The 24,518-nt window shown below is 51.8% G+C and carries 22 protein-coding genes; 9 read left to right on the forward strand and 13 right to left on the reverse strand.

The genetic code is table 11. From position 1 onward, the window contains the following. Positions 1 to 13: 13 nt before the first annotated feature. Together avtA and malS are read right to left on the reverse strand one after the other, a co-directional pair. Positions 14 to 1,264 carry a valine--pyruvate transaminase gene (avtA, locus tag HV311_RS00870; RefSeq protein ID WP_032931931.1) on the reverse strand — a complete coding sequence of 417 codons (1,251 nt, stop codon included), beginning with the start codon at positions 1,262 to 1,264 and terminating at the stop codon, positions 14 to 16. A 176-nt stretch (positions 1,265 to 1,440) separates the two neighbouring features. Then, the gene (malS, locus tag HV311_RS00875; RefSeq protein ID WP_191220613.1) at positions 1,441 to 3,471 is read right to left on the reverse strand and encodes an alpha-amylase; all 2,031 of its coding nucleotides are present in this window, start codon (positions 3,469 to 3,471) and stop codon (positions 1,441 to 1,443) included. Positions 3,472 to 3,787: 316 nt separating this feature from the next. Here malS and HV311_RS00880 point away from each other — a divergent pair, with 316 nt between their 5' ends. Beyond that, positions 3,788 to 4,612, forward strand: a complete 825-nt coding sequence (locus HV311_RS00880; protein WP_016154930.1) for a protein bax — start codon at positions 3,788 to 3,790, stop codon at positions 4,610 to 4,612. Between the two features lie 41 nt (positions 4,613 to 4,653). Here HV311_RS00880 and xylR read toward each other — a convergent pair whose 3' ends face one another. From xylR to xylF, 4 genes are all read right to left on the reverse strand, one after another. Continuing rightward, on the reverse strand, positions 4,654 to 5,832 hold the full coding sequence (xylR, locus tag HV311_RS00885; protein WP_016154929.1) for a D-xylose utilization transcriptional activator XylR: 1,179 nt from the start codon (positions 5,830 to 5,832) through the stop codon (positions 4,654 to 4,656). An 80-nt stretch (positions 5,833 to 5,912) separates the two neighbouring features. After that, a complete protein-coding gene (xylH, locus tag HV311_RS00890) occupies positions 5,913 to 7,094 on the reverse strand; it encodes a xylose ABC transporter permease XylH (protein ID WP_016154928.1) in 1,182 nt (393 codons plus the stop codon). After that, positions 7,072 to 8,613: a xylose ABC transporter ATP-binding protein gene (locus HV311_RS00895; protein ID WP_046275786.1), complete on the reverse strand. Its 1,542-nt coding sequence runs from the start codon at positions 8,611 to 8,613 to the stop codon at positions 7,072 to 7,074. The genes xylH and HV311_RS00895 overlap by 23 nt, the downstream gene beginning before the upstream one ends. A 109-nt stretch (positions 8,614 to 8,722) precedes the next feature. Further along, entirely contained in the window at positions 8,723 to 9,715 is a 993-nt protein-coding gene (xylF, locus tag HV311_RS00900; protein ID WP_191220614.1) for a D-xylose ABC transporter substrate-binding protein, read from the reverse strand. A 365-nt stretch (positions 9,716 to 10,080) separates the two neighbouring features. Between xylF and xylA the strand changes: the two genes are divergently transcribed. From xylA to yiaA, 4 genes are all read left to right on the forward strand, one after another. After that, positions 10,081 to 11,403: a xylose isomerase gene (xylA, locus tag HV311_RS00905; protein ID WP_016154925.1), complete on the forward strand. Its 1,323-nt coding sequence runs from the start codon at positions 10,081 to 10,083 to the stop codon at positions 11,401 to 11,403. A 71-nt stretch (positions 11,404 to 11,474) separates the two neighbouring features. Beyond that, positions 11,475 to 12,929 (forward strand): xylulokinase, encoded by a 1,455-nt coding sequence (gene xylB / locus HV311_RS00910; RefSeq protein WP_149382176.1) that lies wholly within the window; start codon positions 11,475 to 11,477, stop codon positions 12,927 to 12,929. 166 nt (positions 12,930 to 13,095) lie between these two features. Beyond that, positions 13,096 to 13,464, forward strand: coding sequence for an inner membrane protein YiaB (gene yiaB / locus HV311_RS00915; protein ID WP_103766986.1), 369 nt, complete (start codon positions 13,096 to 13,098; stop codon positions 13,462 to 13,464). Next, the gene (yiaA, locus tag HV311_RS00920; RefSeq protein WP_016154922.1) at positions 13,465 to 13,902 is read left to right on the forward strand and encodes an inner membrane protein YiaA; all 438 of its coding nucleotides are present in this window, start codon (positions 13,465 to 13,467) and stop codon (positions 13,900 to 13,902) included. A 40-nt stretch (positions 13,903 to 13,942) separates the two neighbouring features. Here yiaA and HV311_RS00925 read toward each other — a convergent pair whose 3' ends face one another. Continuing rightward, positions 13,943 to 14,938 carry an acyltransferase gene (locus HV311_RS00925; RefSeq protein ID WP_191220615.1) on the reverse strand — a complete coding sequence of 332 codons (996 nt, stop codon included), beginning with the start codon at positions 14,936 to 14,938 and terminating at the stop codon, positions 13,943 to 13,945. A 173-nt stretch (positions 14,939 to 15,111) separates the two neighbouring features. On the opposite strand from HV311_RS00925, the gene HV311_RS00930 reads away from it, so the two are divergent. From HV311_RS00930 to glyS, 3 genes are all read left to right on the forward strand, one after another. Then, on the forward strand, positions 15,112 to 15,420 hold the full coding sequence (locus tag HV311_RS00930; RefSeq protein ID WP_016154920.1) for a YsaB family lipoprotein: 309 nt from the start codon (positions 15,112 to 15,114) through the stop codon (positions 15,418 to 15,420). Between the two features lie 95 nt (positions 15,421 to 15,515). Then, a complete protein-coding gene (gene glyQ / locus HV311_RS00935) occupies positions 15,516 to 16,427 on the forward strand; it encodes a glycine--tRNA ligase subunit alpha (protein ID WP_001168551.1) in 912 nt (303 codons plus the stop codon). 9 nt (positions 16,428 to 16,436) lie between these two features. Further along, on the forward strand, positions 16,437 to 18,506 hold the full coding sequence (gene glyS / locus HV311_RS00940; protein WP_094761605.1) for a glycine--tRNA ligase subunit beta: 2,070 nt from the start codon (positions 16,437 to 16,439) through the stop codon (positions 18,504 to 18,506). A 63-nt stretch (positions 18,507 to 18,569) separates the two neighbouring features. Here the strand turns inward: glyS and cueP are convergent, their stop codons facing one another. The 3 genes from cueP to HV311_RS00955 all read right to left on the reverse strand — a co-directional run bounded on the left by cueP (position 18,570) and on the right by HV311_RS00955 (position 20,079). Further along, positions 18,570 to 19,109 (reverse strand): copper-binding periplasmic metallochaperone CueP, encoded by a 540-nt coding sequence (gene cueP, locus HV311_RS00945; protein WP_046275781.1) that lies wholly within the window; start codon positions 19,107 to 19,109, stop codon positions 18,570 to 18,572. 187 nt (positions 19,110 to 19,296) lie between these two features. Beyond that, the gene (gene cspE, locus HV311_RS00950; protein WP_000014594.1) at positions 19,297 to 19,509 is read right to left on the reverse strand and encodes a transcription antiterminator/RNA stability regulator CspE; all 213 of its coding nucleotides are present in this window, start codon (positions 19,507 to 19,509) and stop codon (positions 19,297 to 19,299) included. A 279-nt stretch (positions 19,510 to 19,788) separates the two neighbouring features. Next, on the reverse strand, positions 19,789 to 20,079 hold the full coding sequence (locus HV311_RS00955) for an HTH-type transcriptional regulator (RefSeq protein WP_016157726.1): 291 nt from the start codon (positions 20,077 to 20,079) through the stop codon (positions 19,789 to 19,791). A 380-nt stretch (positions 20,080 to 20,459) separates the two neighbouring features. Between HV311_RS00955 and HV311_RS00960 the strand changes: the two genes are divergently transcribed. After that, positions 20,460 to 21,170, forward strand: coding sequence for a DUF3053 domain-containing protein (locus HV311_RS00960; RefSeq protein ID WP_016154915.1), 711 nt, complete (start codon positions 20,460 to 20,462; stop codon positions 21,168 to 21,170). A gap of 58 nt (positions 21,171 to 21,228) precedes the next feature. Here the strand turns inward: HV311_RS00960 and ghrB are convergent, their stop codons facing one another. From ghrB to HV311_RS00975, 3 genes are all read right to left on the reverse strand, one after another. Further along, positions 21,229 to 22,203 (reverse strand): glyoxylate/hydroxypyruvate reductase GhrB, encoded by a 975-nt coding sequence (ghrB, locus tag HV311_RS00965; protein WP_191220616.1) that lies wholly within the window; start codon positions 22,201 to 22,203, stop codon positions 21,229 to 21,231. 22 nt (positions 22,204 to 22,225) lie between these two features. After that, a complete protein-coding gene (locus tag HV311_RS00970) occupies positions 22,226 to 23,506 on the reverse strand; it encodes an MFS transporter (RefSeq protein ID WP_003827389.1) in 1,281 nt (426 codons plus the stop codon). Positions 23,507 to 23,576: 70 nt separating this feature from the next. Beyond that, on the reverse strand, positions 23,577 to 24,515 hold the full coding sequence (locus HV311_RS00975; RefSeq protein ID WP_191220617.1) for a sugar kinase: 939 nt from the start codon (positions 24,513 to 24,515) through the stop codon (positions 23,577 to 23,579). Positions 24,516 to 24,518: the final 3 nt, after the last annotated feature.

Consider the following 24,518-nt stretch of genomic DNA (forward strand, 5'->3'; position numbering starts at 1 on the left):
GTCGGGACTTGCGTTAGCCTTCCTGCCAGGCGCGTTCGATCTCTTCAGCCAGAATCTTCACTCCAGCTTCGATTTTCTCCGGTTCTGGCACGTAGTTCATCCGCATACACTGATGGGTATGCGGCCAGGGTTTATCCAGACCCGGGAAGAAGTAGTCACCGGGAACCATGAGCACGCCGCGCGCTTTCAGACGCTGATACAACAGTTCGGTGCTGATAGGCAAATCTTTGAACCATAACCACAGGAAAATCGCGCCCTCCGGTTTATGAATAAGGCACCGATCTTCAGATAAATAGCGGCGAATGATCGCAATCGTCTCCTGAACGCGCTGATAATAAAACGGCTTGATCACCGTCTCGGACAGGCGCAGAAGGTCGTTGCGCTTAATCATTTCGCACATGATTGCCGGGCCCATTCCGCCAGGCGCGAGGCTGATAATGCCGTTCATGTTGGTGATGGCGGTGATGATTTTTTCATTCGCGATAATGATGCCGCAGCGGGAGCCTGGCAGACCCAGCTTGGAAAGGCTCATGCACAGCACAATGTTGGGATTCCACAGCGGGCGCGCTTCGCTAAAGATGATGCCGGGGAACGGTACGCCATAGGCGTTATCAATCACCAGCGGGATCCCATGCTGGTTGGCCAGCCGGTCCAGCTTCATCAGCTCTTCATCGGTGATCACGTTGCCTGTCGGATTTGTCGGACGTGACACGCAGATCATGCCCGTCTCTTCACCGATGTGCAGGTGTTCAAAATCAACGTGATACTTAAACTGACCTTCTGGTAACAGTTCGATGTTTGGACGCGCGGAGACAAAAAGATCCTCTTCCAGCCCGGAATCAGCATAGCCAATGTATTCCGGAGCTAACGGGAACAACACTTTTTGCGTTGTTCCGTCGGCGCGGCGTCCGGCGAACAGATTGAATAAGTAGAAAAACGCGCTCTGACTGCCATTTGTCAGTGCAATATTTTGTGGCTCGATATCCCAACCCTGCTTCTCACGTAGCAGTTTCGCCAGCTCAGTCAGCAGCTCGGTTTTACCTTGTGGACCATCGTAATTGCAAAGCGCATCAGTGGCTTTGCCGTTTTCCAGCATATCTGCCAGCAGAGACTGAAAGTAATTTTGCATCTCTGGAATTTGCGCCGGATTGCCGCCACCGAGCATGATGGCGCCTGGGGTGCGTAAACCGTCGTTAAGGTCCTCCATCAGGCGTGTGATGCCTGAATGGCGGGTAAATTTGTCGCCAAAAAGTGAGAATGTCATAGCAGGTGGTCTGTCGAACTGAGTAATAAAGTGGCTAACCATAGCGCTACCCATGGCAGGGTGCAAATCAGGGGTATCAGGCCGGATTGAGATTTTGTGCTACTGATTTTTATTTGGCTGGTTTTTAATGTTGAGTAAGGCTTCCCGCTGCGTGCACAGCGAGAAGCCTGCCGGGATCAGGGCTGACCGGCCCATACCACCATCACCTTATCGTCGCCATGCTCACGAATAAATCCGTATCCCTGCGTCAGCGGCAGCGTGATTTGTTTACCGGCGCCAATGGCGGGATGTCTGGCCCTGAACTGACTGATTCGCTGCCAGTGGGCGACGCTGGCGGCAGATTTCCCGGTCACATCCTGCCAGTTCATCTCTGAGCGCGTACCCTGTAATGGGTCTGAGCCGGTTGGGCCAAAGGGGCGGTCCGACTCGTCGCCATAAAAGAGTTGAACCGCGCCAGGTGCCAGCAGCAATAGCTCGGCGGCTTTGTCTCCACCTTCGCGGAACAGACGTGTATCGTGCGAGGAGAGATAGCTCAGGACGTTGAAGTCCTGCAATTTATCCGCCATCTGCTGCCAGGTGGGGTCCATATTTGCCAGACAATCAACGGCCTTTGCCGCCTGCTCCTGGTAGTCGAAATTGATCATCGCATCGAAGCCGTGACGGTAATAGTCGCTTTGCATCACACCGTGACCCCAGGCCTCGCCAGTCATCCAGAAGGGGTTATCATCCAGCGCTTTTTCCGGATTGGCTTTCTTCCATTCGACCAGCGCCGCGCTGGCTTGTGTTTTTAGCTGCTGCCAGGCGGGAAGCTCGACGTGTTTAGCGGTGTCGACCCGAAATCCGTCAATTCCATAATCACGCACCCACTGACTGAGCCAGTGCGTCAGATAATCCCGGGGCGTGTAACCGGCGATGGCTTTGGCGTGCGTATCCGGCTTGTGCTGATAAAAGTTTGGCAGCCCGGAAGGCGTGGTGGATTCGGTTTTCAGATCGGGCAGGAAGGCCAGCGACATCGTCAGGTCGTCAAAGCCAGGATTGTCGTAATCGCCAATATCGGTGCGGACCCAGTTTTTCCCCCACCATTTTTCCCAGCCAGCTTTATCGCTAAAGTTGATGTAATCATTGAAACTGTGCCAGCTTTGCCCGGCGGATGGCTGCCAGTCCGTCCAGCGTTCCCCGAGCGTTTTTTTCAGTTCATCGCCCGATAGGTACAGTGCCCCAAACTGATACTCCTGCATATCCGCCAGCGTGGCGTAGCCGGTATGGTTCATCACCACATCAAACAAGACACGGATGCCGCGCTGGTGTGCGCCATCAACCAGCGCACGCAGGTCCGCTTCGTTTCCCATATTGGCGTCAAGCGTGGTCCAGTCCTGGGTGTAGTAGCCGTGGTAAGCGTAGTGGGGGAAGTCCCCTTTGGAGCCACCGCCGACCCAGCCGTGGATTTGCTCAAACGGCGCGCTGATCCACAGGGCGTTGACGCCTAACTGTTGCAGGTAGTCGAGTTTGCTGGCGAGCCCGCGCAAATCGCCACCGTGGAACGTGCCAATTTCCTGCATGCCGTCGTTGCGACGCCCATAGCTGTGGTCGTTACTCGGATCGCCATTCACAAAGCGGTCCGTCAGGACGAAATACACCGTGGCGTTATGCCAGTCGAAAGCTGTGGGGGCATCGGTTTCCGCCCGTTCCAGTAGCAACAGCCCGTTACTGGTTGCGGCGGGCTGTAGGGTAATCGACCCGTTTTTTACCGTTGCCGTTTGCTGGCTGTAGAAATCACGCACCACGGCACCTTCCGGGAAGGTCTGGCTCACGTCCAGCGTTAATGGTGAACCGTCCCATTTCGGGCATTGGCGAATCTGGGTGGTGACGGTGTCCTTAGCACTTTTTACCAACAGCATCAGCGTCGGCGTACCGGAGCGGGTATCGATTTCCAGCGTGTAATCGCCGTCTTTGAATAAACGCCACTGTGGCGGCGCGCCTTCACAAGGTTTTAGCGACAGCATCTGGTTGAGTTTTATCGCATCAGCAGGCTGCCAGCACTGTTGGTCAAAATTCAGGGTTAAAGGACGGGTACCCTTCGTCAACGCTGCATGGCTGACGAATTTACCCGTACCTTCCGCTTCGAAGGTGGGAAGTCCTTGAGACGTCCATGATGAGGCGATGGCAATGCCGGGCATTAGCGCCAGCGCAACGGCGGCAAGTTTCATAGTGCTGTCCTTGATGCTGCGATTTTCGCCAGTTTGCCAGTGAAATCAGGCCGGAAACTCCTCCTTTGAGTTGATTCCGCCAGGAGGAGATGTGAGGGTGAGCGATCGCGCGCAAAAAATGAACTGATTTTGCGATAACCTCCACATTTTCTTCGAATTAATGGCACCCAGAACCGTTAATACGTGACATAGTTTCAGAATTGGACTATTCCTGTGGGTGCTCTTGACGGCTATTTTTGATATGATTTGAGATTCATCTCTCATTTTTGTGAAAAATATAAGGTGTTGGAATGTATAAATCCGACCAGGAGACCTAATGATATTGACTCCCATTCGACGATATGGGGCAATGATTCTTATGTTACTCACCGTTGCATTTTCGGGTGAGGTGCTGGCAAAGACACACACGGCGACAACGAGTCACAAGCCCCAGATAACCAAGGCAAGTAATAAACAGGTTAGCAGTAAACAAGAGTATTCTCGCAATAGTGCAAAGAGTAGTTCACTTCCTGATTTGCGAAAATACCCTTCCGGAACACCAAGGAAAAAAGCGTTTCTCCGGACGGTTATGCCTTATATTACCAGTCAAAATGCTGCCATTACGGCGGACCGTAACTGGCTGATTTCAAAACAGTACCAGAACCGCTGGTCACCGACTGAGCGTACGCGTATGAAAGACATCGCGAAGCGCTACAAGGTGAACTGGTCTGGTAACACGCGTAAAATTCCGTGGAATACGCTGCTTGAGCGTGTAGACATTATCCCGACCAGTATGGTGGCAACCATGGCTGCGGCAGAAAGCGGCTGGGGTACGTCGAAGCTGGCGCGTAGCAACAACAACCTGTTTGGCATGAAATGCGGCAAGGGTCGTTGTAACAATGCACCGGGTAAGGTCAAAGGCTACTCACAATTTGAATCAGTGAAAGAGTCGGTGAATGCTTACGTCATTAATTTGAATACGCATCCGGCCTACTCTTCCTTCCGTAAGTCACGTGCGCAGTTGCGTAAAGCCGATCAGGAAGTCACCGCCACCGCGATGATCCATAAGCTGAAGGGTTATTCCACTAAGGGACAGAGTTATAACAACTATCTGTTCGCAATGTATCAGGACAACCAGCGTTTAATCGCCGCGCATATGTAATTTCGAGTGCCGGATGGCAACTTCGCCATCCGGCTATCATCCTATAGCAACACTTCACTGTTCACATCGCGATACTCTTTTGGCGTCGTGTCGTACTCTTTCTTGAATACCGAATAGAAATACTGCAGAGACGGATAGCCGCACATCTGTGAAATTTCGTTGATTGAAAGCGTGGTAGAAATCAACAGACTGCGCGCCTTTTCCAGCTTTTCGGCATGAATCACGGCGTGAATGGTCTCTCCGACCTCTTCTTTAAAGCGCTTCTCCAGATTCGAACGTGAAATCCCTACTGAGTCCAACACTTGATCAACCTTGATACCTTTGCAGGCATGGTTGCGAATGTAATGCATCGCCTGAATAACGGCAGGATCGGTAAGTGAACGATAATCTGTAGACTGACGCGCAACAACGCGTACAGGAGGAACCAGAATGCGCTGTAAGGGTATCTCTTCGTGAGCCAGCAGGCGGTGGAGTAGTTTGGCTGCCTGATACCCCATTTGTCTGGCTCCCTGAGCGACGGAGGACAAGGCGACTCGTGACAGATAACGGGTCAGCTCTTCGTTATCGATACCAATGACGCACAGTTTTTCCGGTACCGGAATATGCAGATGTTCACAGGCCTGCAGAACGTGCCGCGCACGTGCGTCGGTGACGGCGATAATCCCGGTTTGCGGCGGCAGAGTTTGCAGCCAGTCCGCCAACCTATTTTGCGCGTGCTGCCAGTTTTCTGGCGCGGTTTCCAGACCTTGATACACCACGCCGCGGTACTTCTCTTTGGCAACCAACTGGCAAAACGCATATTCACGTTCTGCGGCCCAGCGTTTACCGCTTGAAGCCGGAAGACCATAAAATGCAAACCGGTTAATCCCTTTCTCTTTCAGATGCAGGAAGGCGCTTTCTACCAGCGCGTGGTTGTCGGTGGCAATGTAATGTACTGGTGGATAATCTTGCTGCAGATGGTAGGAACCCCCAACGCCAATGATCGGAACATCCACATCGACAAGTAATTGCGCAATATCATCATCGTCATAATCGGCAATAACGCCGTCGCCTAACCACTCTTTAATGTTATCAATGCGAGCACGAAAATCTTCTTCTATGAAGATATCCCACTCCGATTGCGACGCTTGCAGATACTCGCCAACCCCTTCAACCACCTGACGGTCGTAGGCTTTATTGGCATTAAATAACAACGTAATACGATGACGTTTATAAAACATGGTTCTTTTCCTGCTGAATCATGTAGATAAGACAATGCCGGTTGCATTAACCGGCATTGAGATACACCCACTTCTTTAATTCAGGAACGACGTTTGGTTGCTGAGTCCATCCATACCGCCAACAACAATATCGCCCCTTTCACTATGTATTGCCAGAAGGTGGGGACGTCCATCATACTCATTCCATTATCGAGAGAAGCCATAATGAATGCGCCCATGACGGCGCCGGCAACACTCCCGACCCCTCCCGCCAGGCTGGTTCCCCCGATGACACATGCGGCAATGGCATCCAGTTCTGCAATGTTCCCTGCGGAAGGGGAACCTGCGCCAAGCCGGGAGCTAAGAATGAGCCCGGCAATGGCGACCATCAAACCATTAATAGCGAAGACGGCAAGTTTGGTGCGTTCAACGTTGATACCTGAAAGGCGGGCGGCTTCCAGGTTCCCGCCAATGGCGTAAATTCTCCGACCGAATGCAGTGCGCGTGGCCATAAACATCCCACCGAGCAGCAGCAGCGTCAGCAGCAGGACGGGCGTTGGAACACCACGATAATCGTTTAATAGCCAGATTGCCCCTAAGACGACAATGGCTGTGAATGCCTGGCGACCCACAGCCGACGTTGATGCGGGAGTGGCAAGGCCTAACGCCTGGCGACGCATACGGCCTCGCCATTGCCAGCCAACAAACGCCATTAAGCCGAGAGCACCGATGACAAAGCCTGTGCCATCAGACAAGTAGCTCTGACCAATCTGAGACATTGCTGCGCTGGTGGGTGATACGGTGGTGCCGTTGGTGATGCCAATCAGAATACCGCGGAAAGCCAGCATTCCCGCAAGGGTGACGATAAACGACGGAACCTTGCGGTAAGCAACCCACCATCCATTCCATGCCCCGAGGAGCAATCCCAGAGTCAGGGTAACGATCACCGTCAGCGGTAAAGGCCAGCCTAGCCACACATCACAGATCGCCGCTACGCCGCCCAATAATCCCATCATGGAACCGACAGAGAGATCGATTTCAGCGGAAATGATCACAAACACCATACCCACGGCAAGAATACCGGTAATCGCAGTCTGTCGAAGCAGGTTCGAGACATTACGTGCGCTCAGGTATGCGCCATCAGTGGTCCACGTGAAAAACAGCATAATCACGATAATCGCCGCAATCATGACGAAGACTTGCAAGTTAAGCGATTTTATTGCTGGGAAACCACCTGTGATAGAGGGAGAAAGTTTCGCTTCAGACGGATTGTTTTTCGACATGATGTTCGCTCCTTAATGCGGCTTCCATCACCTGCTCCTGAGTCAGGTTATGATTTACCAGGTTAGCTTTCAGTTTTCCTTCATGCATCACGAGGATGCGATCGCTTAGTCCGAGCACTTCAGGTAATTCAGAGGAGATGACAATCACGGCAATGCCTTCCTGGACGAGCTGGTTGATGAGTTTGTAGATTTCATATTTGGCGCCGATATCAATACCCCTGGTGGGTTCATCAAGAATGAGAATCCGGGGATTTAACAGGAGGCAACGCGCGAGAATCGCTTTTTGCTGATTCCCTCCGCTCAGACGCCCGATCGCAAGGTCGGGGGACGATGTTTTTACTTTGAGCTGTTGAAGCGATTCCAGAATGCATTTTTGTTCAGCGGCATCATCAAGATGGCTCATGCCCCCGGTAAATTTATCGAGTGCAGCCAGCGTGATATTTTTCCCCACAGCCATCACCGGAACAATGCCATCTTTTTTTCTGTCTTCAGGCACCATGGCGATGCCATGAGCAATAGCTTGCTGGCAGTTATGGATATGCACCTGAGTGCCTTCAATAAAAATCTTTCCCTCCCAACGACCAGACCAGACGCCAAACAGACACTGTACGGCTTCGGTACGTCCTGCACCGACGAGTCCGGCAATACCAAGAATTTCGCCCTGCTTGAGTGAGAAAGAAATGTCGTTGACGCGTTTTATATGGCGATTGACGGGATGCCAGGCTGTCAGATTCTCAACCCGTAAAATCTCTTCTCCCGTGGTATGAGGCTCGCTGGGGTAAAGTGCGGTGAGCTCACGACCAACCATCATGGTGATAATATCGTCTTCAGTCATGTTGGTCGCATCGCGTGTGCCGATGTGTTTACCGTCGCGAATAACGCAAATGGTATTCGAGATGGCCTTAACTTCATTCAATTTGTGTGAAATATAAATGCAGGCGATATCATGCTGTTGCAGGTCACGTATAATATTCAGCAGTATTGCAGTTTCCTGCTCGGTGAGGGAGGCCGTTGGTTCATCCAGAATAAGTAAGCGGACCTGCTTATTCAGCGCTTTTGCAATTTCTACCAGCTGTTGTTGCCCTAATCCTAAATCGCCCACGCGCGTATCTGGCGAAATAGACAAACTGACCTGATCGAGTAATTTTTGACAGCGTAACGTCATCATCTCGTAATCAAGAACGCCGTTACGGGTCATTTCGTTACCGAGGAAAATATTTTCCAGTATTGTTAACTCTTTCACCAGGGCTAATTCCTGGTGGATGATCGCAATACCCTTACGTTCGGTATCACGAATATGGCTGGCACGGATGGCTTCGCCAGCAAAAATGATCTCGCCTTCGTAGGTTCCATGCGGATAAATTCCGCACAGAACTTTCATTAGTGTCGATTTACCCGAACCATTTTCACCGCATAATGAAATGATTTCGCCAGCATTGATCCTAAGGCTAACGTTATCAACCGCCTTCACTACGCCGAATGTCTTGGTAATGTTTTTCATTTCAAGAAGATATGGCATAACTGCTCCACATAAGCCAATAAGAGAACCCTGCGTGGACATTCACGTATATCCGTGGCGAATTTGACACCACGTTTTATTGCCCTCTGATTTGCAGAGGGCACATGGCTTACAGATCGCTTTTCTTGTGGAATCCGTCTTTAATGACGGTCTCGTTAATATTGTCTTTGTTAACATCAATAGGTGTGAGTAGTCGGGAAGGGACATCTTTCAGGCCATTATTCAGCGAAGTATCTGCTTTAGGCTGTTGATCATTTCCCAGTTCGACGGCGATTTCCGCAGCGGTATTTGCGAGCAATGTAATAGGTTTATAAACCGTCATGGTTTGAGTCCCGGCGACAATGCGCTTGATGCCTGCAAGGTCTGCATCTTGTCCGGAAATAGCGACTTTTCCTGATAATCCTTGCGCACTCAGCGCCTGAATCGCACCGCCAGCTGTGGCGTCATTTGAGGCAACTACTGCGTCAATTTTGTTATTGTTGGCGGTTAGCGCATTTTCCATAATCTTCAACGCATTCTCCGGTAACCAGCCGTCAACCCATTGATCGCCCACTACCTTAATTTTTCCGCTGTCGATATAAGGTTTTAATACTTTCATTTGTCCAGCGCGGAACAGCTTCGCGTTGTTATCAACGGGTGAGCCACCCATCAGGAAATAATTCCCTTCGGGAACAATATTGACTAATGATTGAGCCTGTAATTCACCTACTTTTTCATTATCGAAAGAGATATAAAAATCGATGTCAGCATCATTGATCATGCGATCGTAAGCCAGCACCTTGATCCCTTCTTGTTTTGCTTCTTTGATAACATTGCTTAATACCTGACCGTTGTAAGGGATTATCACAAGGACATCCACGCCCCGGTTTATCATGTTTTCAATCTGCGACATTTGGGTTTCTTCATTACCATTCGCCGATTGTACAAATACTTTCGCACCAAGCGATTCAGCTTTGTTGACGAAAATATCGCGATCTTTCTGCCAGCGTTCCAGGCGGAGATCATCAATCGCCATACCGATTTTTACTTCTTTGGCATAACCTGCGACACTGGTGAGTAAAAGGGATGTGCAAACAGCAAGTAAAATGTTCTTCATCTTCATAATCGTGATGCCTTTTGTAGGGGAGAAATAGCAGTAAAAGTAACAATCACAGCATAAGACGTAGCAGAGTTTTAACAGGTAACGGCGGGAAGGCAATTATAGATTTTTATCTTCCAATTACGTTTTTTGGTTTATTTCTTGATTTATGACCGGGATCGTATTTTAAATGATTCGTTACCTGGGTTGCATTTAAGTTTGATAAGTAACAATTTTTAAATTGTTCAGATTTTATTTTGAGAAGTAGCGCACACTTGTGAATTATCTCAATGGCAGTATGAAATAACATAATTGAGCAATAGGTGGGGAGTGCCCAATATTACGACATTATCCATCACCCGCCGCATTACCTGATTATGGAGTTCATTATGCCAGCCTATTTTGACCAGCTTGAGCGCGTTCGTTATGAAGGCACCAAATCAACTAATCCATTAGCATTTCGCCACTACAACTCTGATGAGTTAGTGTTAGGTAAGCGTATGGAAGATCACCTGCGGTTTGCTGCCTGCTACTGGCACACTTTCTGCTGGAATGGTGCAGATATGTTTGGTGTTGGTGCATTTAATCGCCCGTGGCAGCAGCCCGGTGAAGCGCTGGAATTAGCGAAGCGCAAGGCGGACGTGGCGTTCGAGTTTTTCCACAAACTGAACGTGCCCTACTACTGCTTCCATGACGTGGATGTCTCCCCGGAAGGCGCGTCGCTGAAAGAGTACAAAAACAATTTTGCGCAGATGGTTGATGTACTGGCGGCAAAACAGGAACAGAGCGGCGTGAAGCTGCTGTGGGGAACGGCAAACTGCTTCACCAACCCACGTTACGGCGCGGGCGCGGCCACGAACCCGGATCCGGAAGTGTTCAGCTGGGCCGCCACGCAGGTGGTTACGGCTATGGATGCCACGCATAAATTAGGCGGTGAAAACTACGTTCTGTGGGGCGGTCGTGAAGGCTATGAAACGCTGCTGAATACCGATCTGCGTCAGGAACGTGAGCAAATTGGTCGCTTCATGCAACTGGTCGTGGAACACAAACACAAAACTGGTTTCCAGGGCACTTTGCTTATCGAGCCGAAGCCGCAGGAACCGACCAAGCACCAGTACGATTACGATGCGGCGACCGTATACGGATTCCTCAAGCAGTTCGGTCTGGAAAAAGAGATCAAACTGAATATCGAAGCCAACCACGCCACGCTGGCGGGTCACTCGTTCCATCACGAAATCGCCACCGCTATCGCGCTGGGTCTGTTTGGCTCTGTCGATGCCAACCGTGGGGACGCACAATTGGGCTGGGATACTGACCAGTTCCCGAACAGCGTAGAAGAGAATGCGTTGGTGATGTACGAAATCCTGAAAGCCGGCGGCTTCACCACCGGTGGCCTGAACTTCGATGCCAAGGTTCGTCGTCAGAGTACCGATAAATACGATCTGTTCTATGGTCATATTGGTGCGATGGATACCATGGCGCTGTCGCTGAAAATTGCGGCGCGTATGATTGAAGACGGTGGTCTGGATCAGCGCGTGGCTAAACGTTATGCCGGTTGGAATGGTGAGCTGGGCCAGCAAATTCTGAAAGGGCAGATGACGCTGACGGAAATTGCGCAGTACGCTGAACAACACAACCTGGCGCCAGTGCACCAGAGCGGTCATCAGGAATTGCTGGAAAATCTGGTGAACCATTATTTGTTCGACAAATAACGGGTCTCTGAGAATGTCCGTAAGCCCGGTCAGCTCGCGCGACCGGGCCTTTCTTTAAGGAACGATGCCCTATGTATATCGGGATAGATCTTGGCACATCAGGCGTAAAGGCCATTCTGCTCAACGAGCAGGGCGATGTGGTCGCTTCGCAAACGGAGAAACTCACCGTCTCGCGCCCGCACCCGTTATGGTCAGAACAAGACCCTGAGCAGTGGTGGCTGGCAACGGATCGCGCTGTGAAAGCTCTGGGTCGGCAGCATTCACTTCGCGAGGTGAAAGCGTTGGGAATTGCCGGACAGATGCACGGCGCGACGCTACTGGATGAACAACAGAAGGTATTGCGCCCGGCTATCCTGTGGAACGATGGTCGCTGCGCCGAAGAGTGCGTCATGCTGGAGAGCCTGGTTCCGCAGTCTCGTGCCATCACCGGCAACCTAATGATGCCTGGCTTTACCGCGCCAAAGCTGCTGTGGGTACAGCGCCACGAACCGGAGATTTTTAGCCGGGTTGATAAAGTCCTGCTGCCGAAAGATTACCTGCGCCTGCGTATGACCGGCGATTTCGCCAGCGATATGTCTGATGCGGCTGGTACCCTGTGGCTGGATGTTGCGAAGCGTGACTGGAGTGATGTCATGCTGGAAGCCTGTAAGCTGACTCGTGCGCATATGCCTGCGCTCTATGAAGGCAGTGAGATTACCGGAACATTGTTGCCAGCAGTCGCCAGGGCCTGGGGAATGCAGGAGGTTGCGGTGGTCGCCGGAGGTGGGGATAACGCAGCGGGGGCGGTTGGCGTGGGCATGATGAATGCCGGTCAGGCGATGCTATCGCTGGGTACTTCCGGGGTCTATTTTGCGGTCAGCGACGGCTTTCTCAGCAAACCGGAAAGCGCGGTCCATAGCTTTTGCCATGCCTTGCCTGAACGATGGCACCTGATGTCTGTGATGCTAAGTGCGGCATCCTGCCTGGACTGGGCGGCAAAATTAACCGGACTGGCGAGCGTTCCTGCGTTGATTGCCGCAGCGCAACAGGCGGATGAACACGCTGAGCCGGTCTGGTTTTTACCCTATCTGTCCGGTGAACGTACGCCGCACAACAACCCGCAGGCGAAGGGCGTATTTTTCGGTCTGACGCATCAGCATGGTCCGGCGGAGCTGGCACAGGCGGTGCTGGAAGGCGTTGGTTTTGCATTGGCTGAGGGTATGGACGTGGTACACGCCTGCGGCGTGCAGCCCTCCAGCATTACGCTGATTGGCGGCGGGGCGCGCAGCGAATACTGGCGTCAGATGCTGTCTGACATCAGCGGATTGCAGTTGGATTACCGTACCGGCGGCGATGTTGGTCCTGCTCTCGGTGCGGCGCGTCTGGCGCAAATTGCCATTAATCCGCAGCAGCCATTATCAGACCTTCTACCTCAGCTTACGCTGGAGCAGGCGCATTATCCTGATGTCGAGCGCCATGCCCTTTACCAACAGCGTCGGGAAACCTTCCGCCGAATCTATCAGCAATTACACCCGCTGATGTCCTGACCCTAAATCCCCTCTGGTAAACAGAGGGGATTTATCAAATATATATTTCAATCTAATTAATAATTAGCGCGCATGAATTTATTCTGAAAGTCCGGCGTAGTGACCTTTTCTGTGTTGTCTTTAGCGGGTTATTCATATTGTATCCATGATGGATAAGGAGGTCCCAATGAAGACGACAAGGCTGTTGCCATGGATATTATTCTTCTCTGGTGCATTTATTTACGTTATTGGCTTATGGCGGGCATGCCCGTTATTGAGTAGCAAAGGCTATTTTTTTGCCGTGCTGATGACGGGAATGTTTGTGACGTACGTTTATCAGCGTGCAGAAAATCTCAATCAGAACGATGAACACTTCGCCTCTGTATGTCAGATGGTGGCGCTCATCACGGTCGGGGTGCTGTTGGTGGGCGTATTGAATGTCCCATTATCCCCCCTCGAAAAGGGGCTGTTCCCGGTGGCATTCATCGTATGTTTACTGGGGCAAGTTTTACTCATGCGTTCAGCAGAATATTTATCTAAAGGACAGGACCTCTAAATGGAAAACAGGACATCAACTTATTCACCGGCATTTAGTATTGTGTCATGGGTCGCGCTTCTCGGCGGCATTGTGGTTTATCTGCTGGGGTTGTGGAATGCCGATATGCAGTTGAACGAAAAGGGGTATTACTTTGCTGTTTTGGTGCTTGGTTTGTTTTCTGCTGCGTCGTATCAAAAGACGGTACGGGATAAATATGAGGGGATCCCGACAACGCCGATTTACTACATAACCTGTCTTGCCGCGTTTATTATTGCGGTTGCATTGTTGGTTATCGGTTTGTGGAATGCCACGCTGCTGCTAAACGAGAAAGGGTTTTACGGCCTGGCCTTCTTTTTAAGCCTGTTTGGTACCGTTGCGGTGCAGAAAAATATCCGTGATAGTGGCTTTGAGCATCCAAAAGAAACGCTGGCAGTCGCAGACGATTTTACGGAGTGATCGTATGCCCTCGATGGTTGCCGATCGAGGGCTTTTATTGTTAGCTCACCAGTCTGCGCGTATCGATGCGCTGCAACAATACAGACAACAGTAAACTTCCCGCCAGTGTGGCGCTAAAAATCCATAGCATATCCAGCGGCGGCCAGTTTTTGAGTTCTACACCGTTGGTGCGTAGCGCGTGAATGATCAGCGCATGAAAGCCATAAATGCCCAGGGAGTGGCGGGAAATAAGGCCCAGTAACGGCAGAGTGCGCGTACTGAGCGTATTTTTGACCAGCGTCAGGAGGGAGGCAGCACAAATAAACACCGCCGGGCCGCAATAGAGATACCAGGTATCGGCAAAATTGCCTCGCCAACGCAGTTCATGCAACGTGCCTCGAGAAATAATAAACACTGCGGTGATAAACAACGCCGCACAGAGCCAGGTAAGCGCGCGCTTGTGCGTATCCATCATACCAATCGCTCGGCCTAGCATACCGTACACGATGTAGTAGAACGTGTCGCCACTGATGTACAGGTTGATGGGAAGCCACTCAAAACCGCCAATTTTTTGTGAGACGGTATTGGGATTGGCAATTACCCCAATCACTACCATAAGCGCCAGCAGCATCTTGCCGCTGATATTTTTTACCTGTATCAGCGGGGAAACCAGGTAGATTACGGCGATCGCGAAGAAAAACCACAGGTGATAGAACACCGGCTTTTGCAGCAGGTTTTTCAGCGACAGCTCAGCGTTGATCGAGGTAAACAGCAGGATGTAGGCCAGCGCCACGCTGCTGTAAAACAGGATGCAGAGCGCAATGCGCATGAAATGGCGCGGTTTGGCGCTGCGCTCGCCAAAAAACAGATAGCCCGAAATCATAAAGAACAACGGGACGCTGACGCGAGAAGCTGAATTGAGCACATTGGCCAGATCCCAATTCAATGGGCTGACGTTTTGCGCATTGGTGATGTACCAGGCCGTGGTGTGGATCATCACAACCATGAGACAGGCTATCCCGCGCAGGTTATCAATCCAGAATATTTTGGGCTGCATCAGTTCCTCTGTATTCATTAAAAAAAGTCTGACCGAAATTTTGCGAGCGTAGCTCACTGGAAAAATCCGAGTTCTTACGCTAAAGCTTGAGATGGTCTGATGAGATTCTCAAAATAGCATCCGTTTCCAGACACTTAATAATAAGACTGACCAGCAAACCAGGCGGTAATAAAATGATGATGAAGTATTTCTTTTCCGCGATCGTTACCCTTTTACTGGTTGCGTGCGCCGACACCCAGCCGCCTGCACCCGCGCAGAAGGCGCAAAAGATCAAAGTCAGTGCAACACGTTCGCTGGATATGGAGTCACTGTGTAAAAATGAGGCGGCACAAATCTACAACACTGGTGTGCAGAAAATTGATATCTCCGGTCTGGAACAATTTCAGGGCAGCTATGAGATGCGTGGTTCTACCTTCCGTAAAGAGAGTTTTGTCTGCTCTTTTGATGCAGACGGGCAGTTTTTACACCTTTCCATGCGCTAAGTTCCCCCTTTTTCCCGTTTCGTACTGTATATCTTGCAGCCAGCGGGTATACTGACCGCTTCCTTTAAATCCACACGTATCCAGCACGAAATAATATGCAAAAGTTTGATACCAGGACCTTCCAGGGCTTGATCCTGACCTTACAGGATTACTGGGCTCGCCAGGGCTGCACCATCGTTCAACCATTGGACATGGAAGTCGGCGCGGGGACATCTCACCCAATGACCTGCCTGCGGGCGCTGGGGCCGGAACCGATGGCGACTGCTTATGTGCAGCCTTCTCGTCGTCCGACCGACGGCCGCTATGGCGAAAACCCGAACCGCTTACAACACTACTATCAGTTCCAGGTAGTGATTAAGCCGTCTCCGGACAACATTCAGGAGCTGTACCTGGGTTCTCTGAAAGAGCTGGGTATGGACCCGACCATTCACGATATCCGTTTCGTAGAAGATAACTGGGAAAACCCAACGCTGGGTGCCTGGGGTCTGGGTTGGGAAGTGTGGCTGAACGGCATGGAAGTCACGCAGTTCACCTACTTCCAGCAGGTTGGTGGTCTGGAATGTAAACCAGTGACCGGGGAAATTACCTACGGTCTGGAACGTCTGGCCATGTACATTCAGGGCGTAGACAGCGTTTACGACCTGGTCTGGAGCGACGGCCCGCTGGGTAAAACCACTTACGGCGACGTGTTCCATCAGAACGAAGTGGAGCAATCCACCTACAACTTCGAATACGCCGACGTGGACTTCCTGTTCACCTGCTTCGAGCAGTACGAGAAAGAAGCGCAGCAGCTGCTGGCGCTGGAAAATCCGCTGCCGCTGCCTGCGTATGAACGTATTCTGAAAGCCGCCCATAGCTTCAACCTGCTGGATGCGCGTAAAGCCATCTCCGTCACCGAGCGTCAGCGCTATATCCTGCGTATTCGCACCCTGACCAAAGCAGTGGCAGAAGCTTACTACGCTTCCCGTGAAGCCCTTGGCTTCCCGATGTGCAACAAAGACAAATAAGAGGCGGCCATGTCTGAGAAAACTTTTCTGGTGGAAATCGGCACTGAAGAGCTGCCACCAAAAGCACTGCGCAGCCTGGCTCAGTCCTTTGCTGCGAACTTTACCGCGGAGCTGGATAATGCTGGCATCGCGCACGGCAACGTGGAGTGGTTCGCCGCGCCGCGTCGTCTGGCGTTGAAAGTCGCTGCCCTGGCTGAAGCACAACCCGACCGTGAAGTAGAAAAACGCGGCCCGGCCATTGCCCAGGCGTTTGACGCCGAAGGTAAACCGAGCAAAGCGGCCGAAGGTTGGGCGCGTGGCTGTGGCATCACGGTTGATCAGGCTGAGCGTCTGACCACCGACAAAGGCGAGTGGCTGCTGTATCGCGCGCATGTGAAAGGCGAAAGCGCTGAAGCGTTGCTGCCGAATATGATCGCCACCTCACTGGCGAAGCTGCCGATCCCGAAACTGATGCGCTGGGGCGCGTCTGACGTTCACTTCGTGCGTCCGGTTCACACCGTGACGTTGCTGCTGGGCGACAAAGTTATTCCGGCAACTATTCTGGGGATTCAGTCCGATCGCGTGATCCGCGGGCATCGCTTTATGGGCGAGCCGGAGTTCACTATCGATAATGCCGATCAGTACCCAGAAATTCTGCGTGAGCGCGGCAAAGTGATTGCGGATTACGCTGAGCGTAAAGCCAAAATCAAAGCCGATGCCGAAGACGCGGCGCGTAAAATTGGCGGCAACGCCGATCTGAGTGAAAGCCTGCTGGAAGAAGTCACCTCGCTGGTGGAATGGCCGGTCGTGCTGACCGCGAAGTTCGAAGAGAAATTCCTCGCTGTTCCGTCCGAAGCGCTGGTACACACCATGAAAGGTGACCAGAAGTACTTCCCGGTATACGCGAACGACGGCAAACTGCTGCCGAATTTTATCTTCGTTGCCAACATCGAATCCAAAGACCCGCAGCAAATCATCTCCGGTAACGAGAAGGTGGTTCGTCCGCGTCTGGCGGATGCCGAATTCTTCTTCAATACTGACCGTAAAAAACGTCTGGAAGACCATCTGCCACGTCTGCAAACCGTGCTGTTCCAACAGCAACTGGGTACGCTACGCGACAAAACTGACCGTATCCAGGCGCTGGCGGGCTGGATTGCTGGTCAAATTGGCGCTGACGTTAACCACGCAACGCGTGCTGGCCTGCTGTCCAAGTGCGACCTGATGACCAACATGGTCTTCGAGTTCACCGATACTCAGGGCGTGATGGGCATGCACTACGCGCGTCACGATGGTGAAGCGGAAGATGTCGCTGTGGCGCTGAACGAGCAGTATCAGCCGCGTTTTGCCGGTGATGACCTGCCGTCTAACCCGGTTGCCTGTGCCGTGGCGATTGCCGATAAGATGGACACACTGGCGGGTATCTTCGGTATCGGTCAGCATCCGAAAGGCGACAAAGACCCGTTTGCGCTGCGTCGTGCCGCGCTGGGCGTACTGCGTATCATCGTTGAGAAGAACCTGAATCTGGATCTACAAACGTTGACCGAAGAAGCGGTTCGTCTGTATGGCGACAAGCTGACTAACGCCAACGTGGTGGATGATGTGATCGACTTTATGCTCGGTCGCTTCCGCGCCTGGTATCAGGATGAAGGTTACACCGTCGATACTATTCAGGCAGTACTGGCGCGTCGTCCGACTCGTCCGGCTGATTTCGACGCACGTATGAAGGCGGTTTCGCACTTCCGTACGCTGGAAGCCGCGTCCGCACTGGCTGCAGCGAACAAGCGTGTATCGAACATCCTGGCGAAGTCTGAAGAGACGCTGAATGACCGTGTAAATTCGGCAACGCTGAAAGAGCCGGAAGAAATTGCGCTGGCGCTGCAGGTTGTGGTGCTGCGCGATAAGCTGGAGCCTGTCTTTGCAGCTGGTCGTTACCAGGAAGCGCTGGTTGAGTTGGCGGAACTGCGTGAACCGGTTGATGCGTTCTTCGAGAAAGTGATGGTCAACGTGGAAGATAAAGATCTGCGTATTAACCGTCTGTCTATGCTCGCAAAACTGCGCGAACTGTTCCTGCGCGTAGCGGATATTTCTCTGCTGCAGTAACGCTCCTGAGCTGACTTTGAAAAGCCGGATAAGCATTGTGCCATCCGGCTTTTTTGTATGTAGTTAGCGCAGCTGTAATTTTGTCAGGCAGGTCTGGCTGTCTTCCATCGTCTTGATGGGATACTCCGCCGTTTTACCGTTGTAACTTACCGCGATTGTGCCTGCCATATTGCGCGGTAGCCATACCCCGACGAAGCCATTTCGACCGCTCTTCATCACTTTTTGTACCACCACCTCACCCTTGTTATCCGTCACTTTGACATTGAATGCCTTCTCCGGCATTTCGCCCTGGCAGCCAGAAAGGCTGTGGTTGAAGCAAGGATGTGTTTGCCATTCATAAGGGGCAAATGACAGATAGAACTTGTCACCGAGCGGTAGGGTATAAATCTGATCGCCCGAAGAGAGCTTCAGTTCGGTACTGGTGATAGATGCTGAGTACGGCAGCGGGCGGTTCTGTGGCGACTGGTCAATGGTCTCGACGATTTGCTCGACGGATTTACCGCTGAGCCCGTGTTCCGCCAGAAAAGCAGCTTCCGGAGTTGCTGCGAACGCGCTACCGGTTGTGAGCAAACCTAAAACCAGCAGCAGTGAGGATTTCGACATAACTTCAATTCCTTGTGAATATTGTGGAATACAGACTGGCTCACTATAAAGCTTGCCCTTAGGGAAAGGTCAAAGGGAGGACGGGTAAAGTAATGCAAAGAAGCGTTTGGGCGGGGAGTCTCGCGAAGTACAGATAAAAAAAATCCCCGCCGTTTGGCAGGGATTCAGAATTTTGAGCTTTTTAAGCTTACAGGCTGGTTACGTTGCCAGCTGCCGGGCCTTTAGCGCCGCTTTCGATGGTGAAGGAAACTTTCTGACCTTCGTCCAGAGATTTGTAGCCATCGTTCTGGATAGCAGAGAAGTGTACGAACACGTCTTTAGAGCCATCGTCAGGAGTGATGAAGCCGAAACCTTTGTCAGCGTTGAACCATTTTACGATACCAGTCATTTTACCGGACATAGTGTATTACCTTTTAAAAAATAAGTGTGCCTTTCGGCGATATGGCGTGCTTTACAGATTTTTTAACAGTAAAGGAAATGCTCACTACGAAGGGTATCAACGATAACTCTTGAAGGGACTTGCCTTACTAACTGCTGTAATGGTCTGTACGTCAAACCGTTGAGGGCATTAACTCATTTTACGCATGTGGATGCAACTACTATTTTCTTTTTTGTGGATAACCCCCTTAAGGGAACGGCCCTTTTACAGGACCGTTCATAAGTAAAATTAAAAAATAGTTCAATCCATCAGTTGCTTACTTAATCTTGGGTCTGCCTGAATCAGGCGCATTAACTTCAATTCGGTATTGGAAGGCTTTACGCGTTTAGACTCCCATTCATGAACCGTCGCGACCGTCACGCCCATCACTCGGGCAAAATCATCTGTTTTTAAACCTGTCCCTCGTCGTAGCTGTTCAAATTCGGTGAAAGGGTTGGTTTTTTGCGTCAGAGTAACCGTCTGCGATACATCTTTAAAAACAATCTGCTCCAGACTGCTCAGCAGTTCAAACATAGGATCTTTGTATTCCATTGAGAACTCCTACAAATCACACAGCGGGATCGTGAATTTCATCGAAGCTCATTAAGAGTAGTCGGAAAAAATGAAGCCGGATTTTAGGTTTGCGTGATGGATTCGTTTCAGCGGATCGGGGTCGACAATCTTTTGCAGGCTAACGAACTGATAAAGGTCGGGATCTGCGAACGATCGATCCCGATTGTAAAGATGACTAAAATATGACGTCGTGTGGTAAATGGCGCATTGTTTAGCAAAACGATGGGTGGCGGGAGCGGTTATTTTCCCCCACAAGATTACGCGGAAAGGGTATCTTGCGGGGCTGACCTGGACTATCCTTGTCAACGTCAGGCACGCGGGTGTCGTTGTGCGCATTTTTGGGTGAAAGGAGTATTAAAATGGCGACAGGTAAGTCCTGCTCTCGCTGGTTTGCGCCTGTTTTGGCGCTCTTAATGGTAGTTGGCCTGAGTGGGTGTTTTGATAAAGAAGGCGATCAACGCAAAGCGTTTATCGATTTTCTGCAGAATACTGCAATGCGTAGCGGAGAGCGTTTACCAACGCTGACCGCCGATCAGAAAAAACAGTTTGGCCCGTTTGTGTCCGATTACGCGATTCTGTATGGCTATTCGCAGCAGGTTAATCAGGCAATGGACTCCGGTCTGCGCCCGGTGGTTGATAGCGTAAATGCGATTCGTGTTCCTCAGGATTATGTGACTCAGCGTGAACCGCTGCGTCAGGCAAATGGTGCGTTGGGCGTATTAGGGCAACAGTTGCAGAATGCGAAACTGCAGGCAGATGCTGCGCATGGCGCGCTGAAGCAGGGCGAGGATCTGAAGCCGGTCTTTGACCAGGTCTACAATAAAGTCGTCACTGTACCTTCAGAGGCGCTACAGCCGCTGATCCCTGCCGCGCAAATCTTCACGCAGCAGTTAGTGCAGGTCGGTGATTTTGTGGCACAGCAGGATACGCAGGTGAGCTTTGTCGCTAACGGTATCCAGTTCCCAACTTCACAGCAGGCAAGTCAGTACAACACGCTGATTGGCCCGTTGGCCTCTCAGCATCAGGCATTTAATCAGGCCTGGACTGCGGCGGTGAATGCCGCTCAGTAATGAAGGCGATGTAATACATAAAAGGCCGGGTAAGCGTAAGCGCTACCCGGCCTTTTGTTTATGGCGCGACCTGCGGGTTCACGCAATTCTTCTCAACGCGTCCTTGCAGCGCATCGATTAAGTTATCCACCGCACAGGCCGCCATGTTATAGCGCGTTTCATGCGTCGCTGAACCTATGTGCGGTACGGCTACCACGTTTGGCAGCGCCAATAACGGTGAGTCTGCCGGTAATGGCTCCTGCTCAAACACATCCAGGCCTGCGGCATGAATTTCCCCGCTTTGCAGGGCGGTAATCAGCGCTTTTTCATCGACCACTGGCCCACGCCCGGCGTTAATGAAAATGGCGGAGGACTTCATTTTGGCAAACTGTTCGGTACTAAACAGATGATGCGTTTCTGCGGTTAACGGCAGGATCAGACAGACAAAATCGGACTCCTGCAACAGCGTATCGAGGTCGCAGTAACGCGCGTTGAAGCGTTCTTCCGCCTCCTGGTGATGACGGCGCGCGTTATAAAGAATCGGCATGCTAAAACCAAAATGCGCGCGTTGCGCCAGCGCCAGACCAATACGGCCCATGCCGACAATCCCCAGCGTTTTGTGGTGTACATCCGTACCAAACCAGTCCGGCCCGATACTTTTGGTCCATTCGCCAATTTTCACCCGTTCAGCAACTTCTACCACGCGGCGAGCGGTGCTTAACACCAGCGCCATTACCGTATCGGCGACAGTTTCCGTCAGCACGGTTGGCGTGTGCATCAACAGCACCTTGCGCGCGTTGAGGGCATCGACGTCGAAGTTGTCATAGCCTACGGAAATCGTGGATGTCGCACGTAGCCTGGGCATTCTCTCCAGTAGGGCGGTATTGACGGCTTCACTGGAACCCAGCAGACCTTCCGCGTTGGCAAAAGCCTCGGCGTGCTGTGCGACCGTTTCCGGGCGCAGGTTAGGCACATGAGTCACAGTAAAATGCTCTTCCAGGCGATGCAGTAAATCGTCAGGTAACGCTTTATAGAGAATAATGGACGGCTTCATGCGAATCTCCGTAAGTTAAAATTTAAGCGTGGCGTGCGCCAATAGGTAATTGCTGATTATTAGCAGGCTTAACAATTAAAGTTAGCCATACTGAGACAAAAAGCGCTACCCCCATAAAAATGTACGAGGCGGATGGGCTGCCGGTTGCGCCATTGAGGTAGCCGACAAACCATGAACCAAAGAATGAGCCTAGCGCGCCCATGCTGTTAATCAGCGCCATTGCACCCCCGGCGACGTTGCGCGGCAACATTTCCGGGATGATGGCGAAGAAGGGGCCATATGGGGCGTACATTGCCGCACCCGCAATAACTAACAGCGTGTAAGAAATCCAGAAGTGGTCTGCACCCACGGCCCAGGAGCCGATAAAAGCGAAAGCGGCTATCAATAACAGCGGCCAGACAAACAGTTTACGGTTTTGCAGCTTATCGGAGGCCCAGGAGACAAGGATCATCGCCGCCGTCGCCGCCAGATAAGGTACGGATGACAGCCAGCCAACCTCTACCATGCCCAGATTTGCGCCGCCGTTGCGGATAATCGACGGTAGCCACAGGACAAAACCATAGACGCCAATACTCCAGGCGAAATACTGCATGCACAGCAGGATGACGTTACGTGAGCGGAAGGCCTCGCTATAGTTACGCACGGCTTTGATGCCCTGCTGCTCTTTTTCCAGTTGCGCCTGAAGGGCGGCTTTTTCAGATTCTGACAGCCAGCCGACCTGAGACGGTTTGTCTTTTACCAATACCCACCAGCAGAACGCCCAGATGATGGCCGGGAAGCCCTCAATGATAAACATTTCCCGCCAGCCCAGCGCCTGGATCAGATAACCGGAAACCACAGACATCCACAGGACGGTAACCGGGTTACCGAGGATCAGGAAAGTGTTAGCGCGCGAGCGTTCGGATTTCGTAAACCAGTTGCTGATATAAATCAGCATTGCGGGCATCACCGCGGCTTCAACGACGCCAAGAATAAAGCGGATGGCGGCAAGCATTGGAATATTGCTGACCATACCGGTTAACGACGCGCATGCGCCCCAGAGGATCAGACAGACAAAAATCAGTTTTCGTACGCTGCGCCGTTCTGCGTAAATCGCGCCTGGGATCTGAAAGAAGAAATAGCCGAGGAAAAACAGAGCGCCCAGCAGGGAAGAGATCCCTTTGGTAATGCCGAGGTCCTCGTTGATACCGGCGGCGGAGGCGAAGCTGAAGTTCGCACGGTCAAGGTACGCCAGGCTATACGTGATAAACACGATTGGCATAATGTACCACCAGCGTTTTGCTGCATTAGTTGAGCTATTCATAGACTGCCCTCTGGTTATGCTGATACGCCGCCTCTGTATGTAGGGTACAGAGACAGAGTTGGCCGGGAGTTTATTCCCCTAATTGTTCACGTGTGGGTAATCCTTCGCTGTCGCCCTGAACCTGAATGGCCAGTGCGCCGATTTTATTGCCGCGGGTCACCGCCTGATGCAGCGAACGGCCTTCCAGCAGGGCGCTGATAACGCCCACGGCAAAGCCATCGCCTGCGCCGACCGTATCGACCACGTTGTCGACTTTTACCGGTGCAACGCAACCTTGTTCACCGCTGGCTGTTTTGTACCAGGCGCCATCAGCCCCGGTTTTGATGATCACGGCCTTCACTCCGTGACGCAGATAAAAGTCGGCGATGGCTTCAGGCGTCTGTTGGCCGGTTAAAATCATCCCCTCTTTTAATCCAGGTAAAACCCAGTCAGCCTGGAATGCCAGCCGGTTCAGTTTTTCCACCATCTCGGCTTCGCTTTTCCACAGCACCGGACGCAAATTTGGGTCGAACGAGATGGTTTTCCCCTGGGCTTTCAGCGTGCGGGCGGTGTGCGCCAGTAGTTCATAGGAGCTGGCAGAAAGCGCTGCCGCCACGCCGCTCAGGTGTAAGTGGCGCGCGCTGGCGAAATAGTCCTCGTGATAATCCTCAACGCTGAGGTGGCTGGCGGCGGACCCTTTGCGGAAATACTCCACAATGGGATCGGTTCCATTTTCGACCTTAGATTTAAGCTGAAAGCCGGTAGTGTAACGCCCGTCCTGGGTAACTCCCTGCGCATCTATCCCTTCTTTTTCCAGCGACTTAACGATAAAACGACCAAAACTGTCGTTGCCTACGCGGCTCACCCAGCCGACCTTCAGGCCCAGACGAGCAAGACCGGTCGCCACGTTGAGTTCAGCGCCTGCAACGCGCTTGATAAACTGCTCTACATCCGTCAGTTCGCCGGTTTGCGTGGCGACAAACATCGCCATCGCTTCACCAATAGTGACCGCATCCAGTGAATTTTTCATGTG

This window comes from Citrobacter sp. RHBSTW-00881 (assembly GCF_013728515.1).
Taxonomy (GTDB): domain Bacteria; phylum Pseudomonadota; class Gammaproteobacteria; order Enterobacterales; family Enterobacteriaceae; genus Citrobacter; species Citrobacter braakii.

Excerpts from the sequence above, each read along its gene's own strand:
- xylF (WP_191220614.1), bottom strand. The coding sequence starts at position 9,715 with ATGAAGATGAAGAACATTTTACTTGCTGTTTGCACATCCCTTTTACTC.
- yiaB (WP_103766986.1), top strand. The coding sequence starts at position 13,096 with ATGAAGACGACAAGGCTGTTGCCATGGATATTATTCTTCTCTGGTGCA.
- glyS (WP_094761605.1), top strand. The coding sequence starts at position 16,437 with ATGTCTGAGAAAACTTTTCTGGTGGAAATCGGCACTGAAGAGCTGCCA.
- HV311_RS00970 (WP_003827389.1), bottom strand. The coding sequence starts at position 23,506 with ATGAATAGCTCAACTAATGCAGCAAAACGCTGGTGGTACATTATGCCA.
- HV311_RS00960 (WP_016154915.1), top strand. The coding sequence starts at position 20,460 with ATGGCGACAGGTAAGTCCTGCTCTCGCTGGTTTGCGCCTGTTTTGGCG.
- malS (WP_191220613.1), bottom strand. The coding sequence starts at position 3,471 with ATGAAACTTGCCGCCGTTGCGCTGGCGCTAATGCCCGGCATTGCCATC.
- xylR (WP_016154929.1), bottom strand. The coding sequence starts at position 5,832 with ATGTTTTATAAACGTCATCGTATTACGTTGTTATTTAATGCCAATAAA.
- ghrB (WP_191220616.1), bottom strand. The coding sequence starts at position 22,203 with ATGAAGCCGTCCATTATTCTCTATAAAGCGTTACCTGACGATTTACTG.
- HV311_RS00895 (WP_046275786.1), bottom strand. The coding sequence starts at position 8,613 with ATGCCATATCTTCTTGAAATGAAAAACATTACCAAGACATTCGGCGTA.
- xylH (WP_016154928.1), bottom strand. The coding sequence starts at position 7,094 with ATGTCGAAAAACAATCCGTCTGAAGCGAAACTTTCTCCCTCTATCACA.
- xylA (WP_016154925.1), top strand. The coding sequence starts at position 10,081 with ATGCCAGCCTATTTTGACCAGCTTGAGCGCGTTCGTTATGAAGGCACC.
- HV311_RS00975 (WP_191220617.1), bottom strand. The coding sequence starts at position 24,515 with ATGAAAAATTCACTGGATGCGGTCACTATTGGTGAAGCGATGGCGATG.
- cspE (WP_000014594.1), bottom strand. The coding sequence starts at position 19,509 with ATGTCCGGTAAAATGACTGGTATCGTAAAATGGTTCAACGCTGACAAA.
- yiaA (WP_016154922.1), top strand. The coding sequence starts at position 13,465 with ATGGAAAACAGGACATCAACTTATTCACCGGCATTTAGTATTGTGTCA.
- HV311_RS00925 (WP_191220615.1), bottom strand. The coding sequence starts at position 14,938 with ATGCAGCCCAAAATATTCTGGATTGATAACCTGCGCGGGATAGCCTGT.
- cueP (WP_046275781.1), bottom strand. The coding sequence starts at position 19,109 with ATGTCGAAATCCTCACTGCTGCTGGTTTTAGGTTTGCTCACAACCGGT.
- HV311_RS00930 (WP_016154920.1), top strand. The coding sequence starts at position 15,112 with ATGATGATGAAGTATTTCTTTTCCGCGATCGTTACCCTTTTACTGGTT.
- avtA (WP_032931931.1), bottom strand. The coding sequence starts at position 1,264 with ATGACATTCTCACTTTTTGGCGACAAATTTACCCGCCATTCAGGCATC.
- xylB (WP_149382176.1), top strand. The coding sequence starts at position 11,475 with ATGTATATCGGGATAGATCTTGGCACATCAGGCGTAAAGGCCATTCTG.
- glyQ (WP_001168551.1), top strand. The coding sequence starts at position 15,516 with ATGCAAAAGTTTGATACCAGGACCTTCCAGGGCTTGATCCTGACCTTA.
- HV311_RS00880 (WP_016154930.1), top strand. The coding sequence starts at position 3,788 with ATGATATTGACTCCCATTCGACGATATGGGGCAATGATTCTTATGTTA.
- HV311_RS00955 (WP_016157726.1), bottom strand. The coding sequence starts at position 20,079 with ATGGAATACAAAGATCCTATGTTTGAACTGCTGAGCAGTCTGGAGCAG.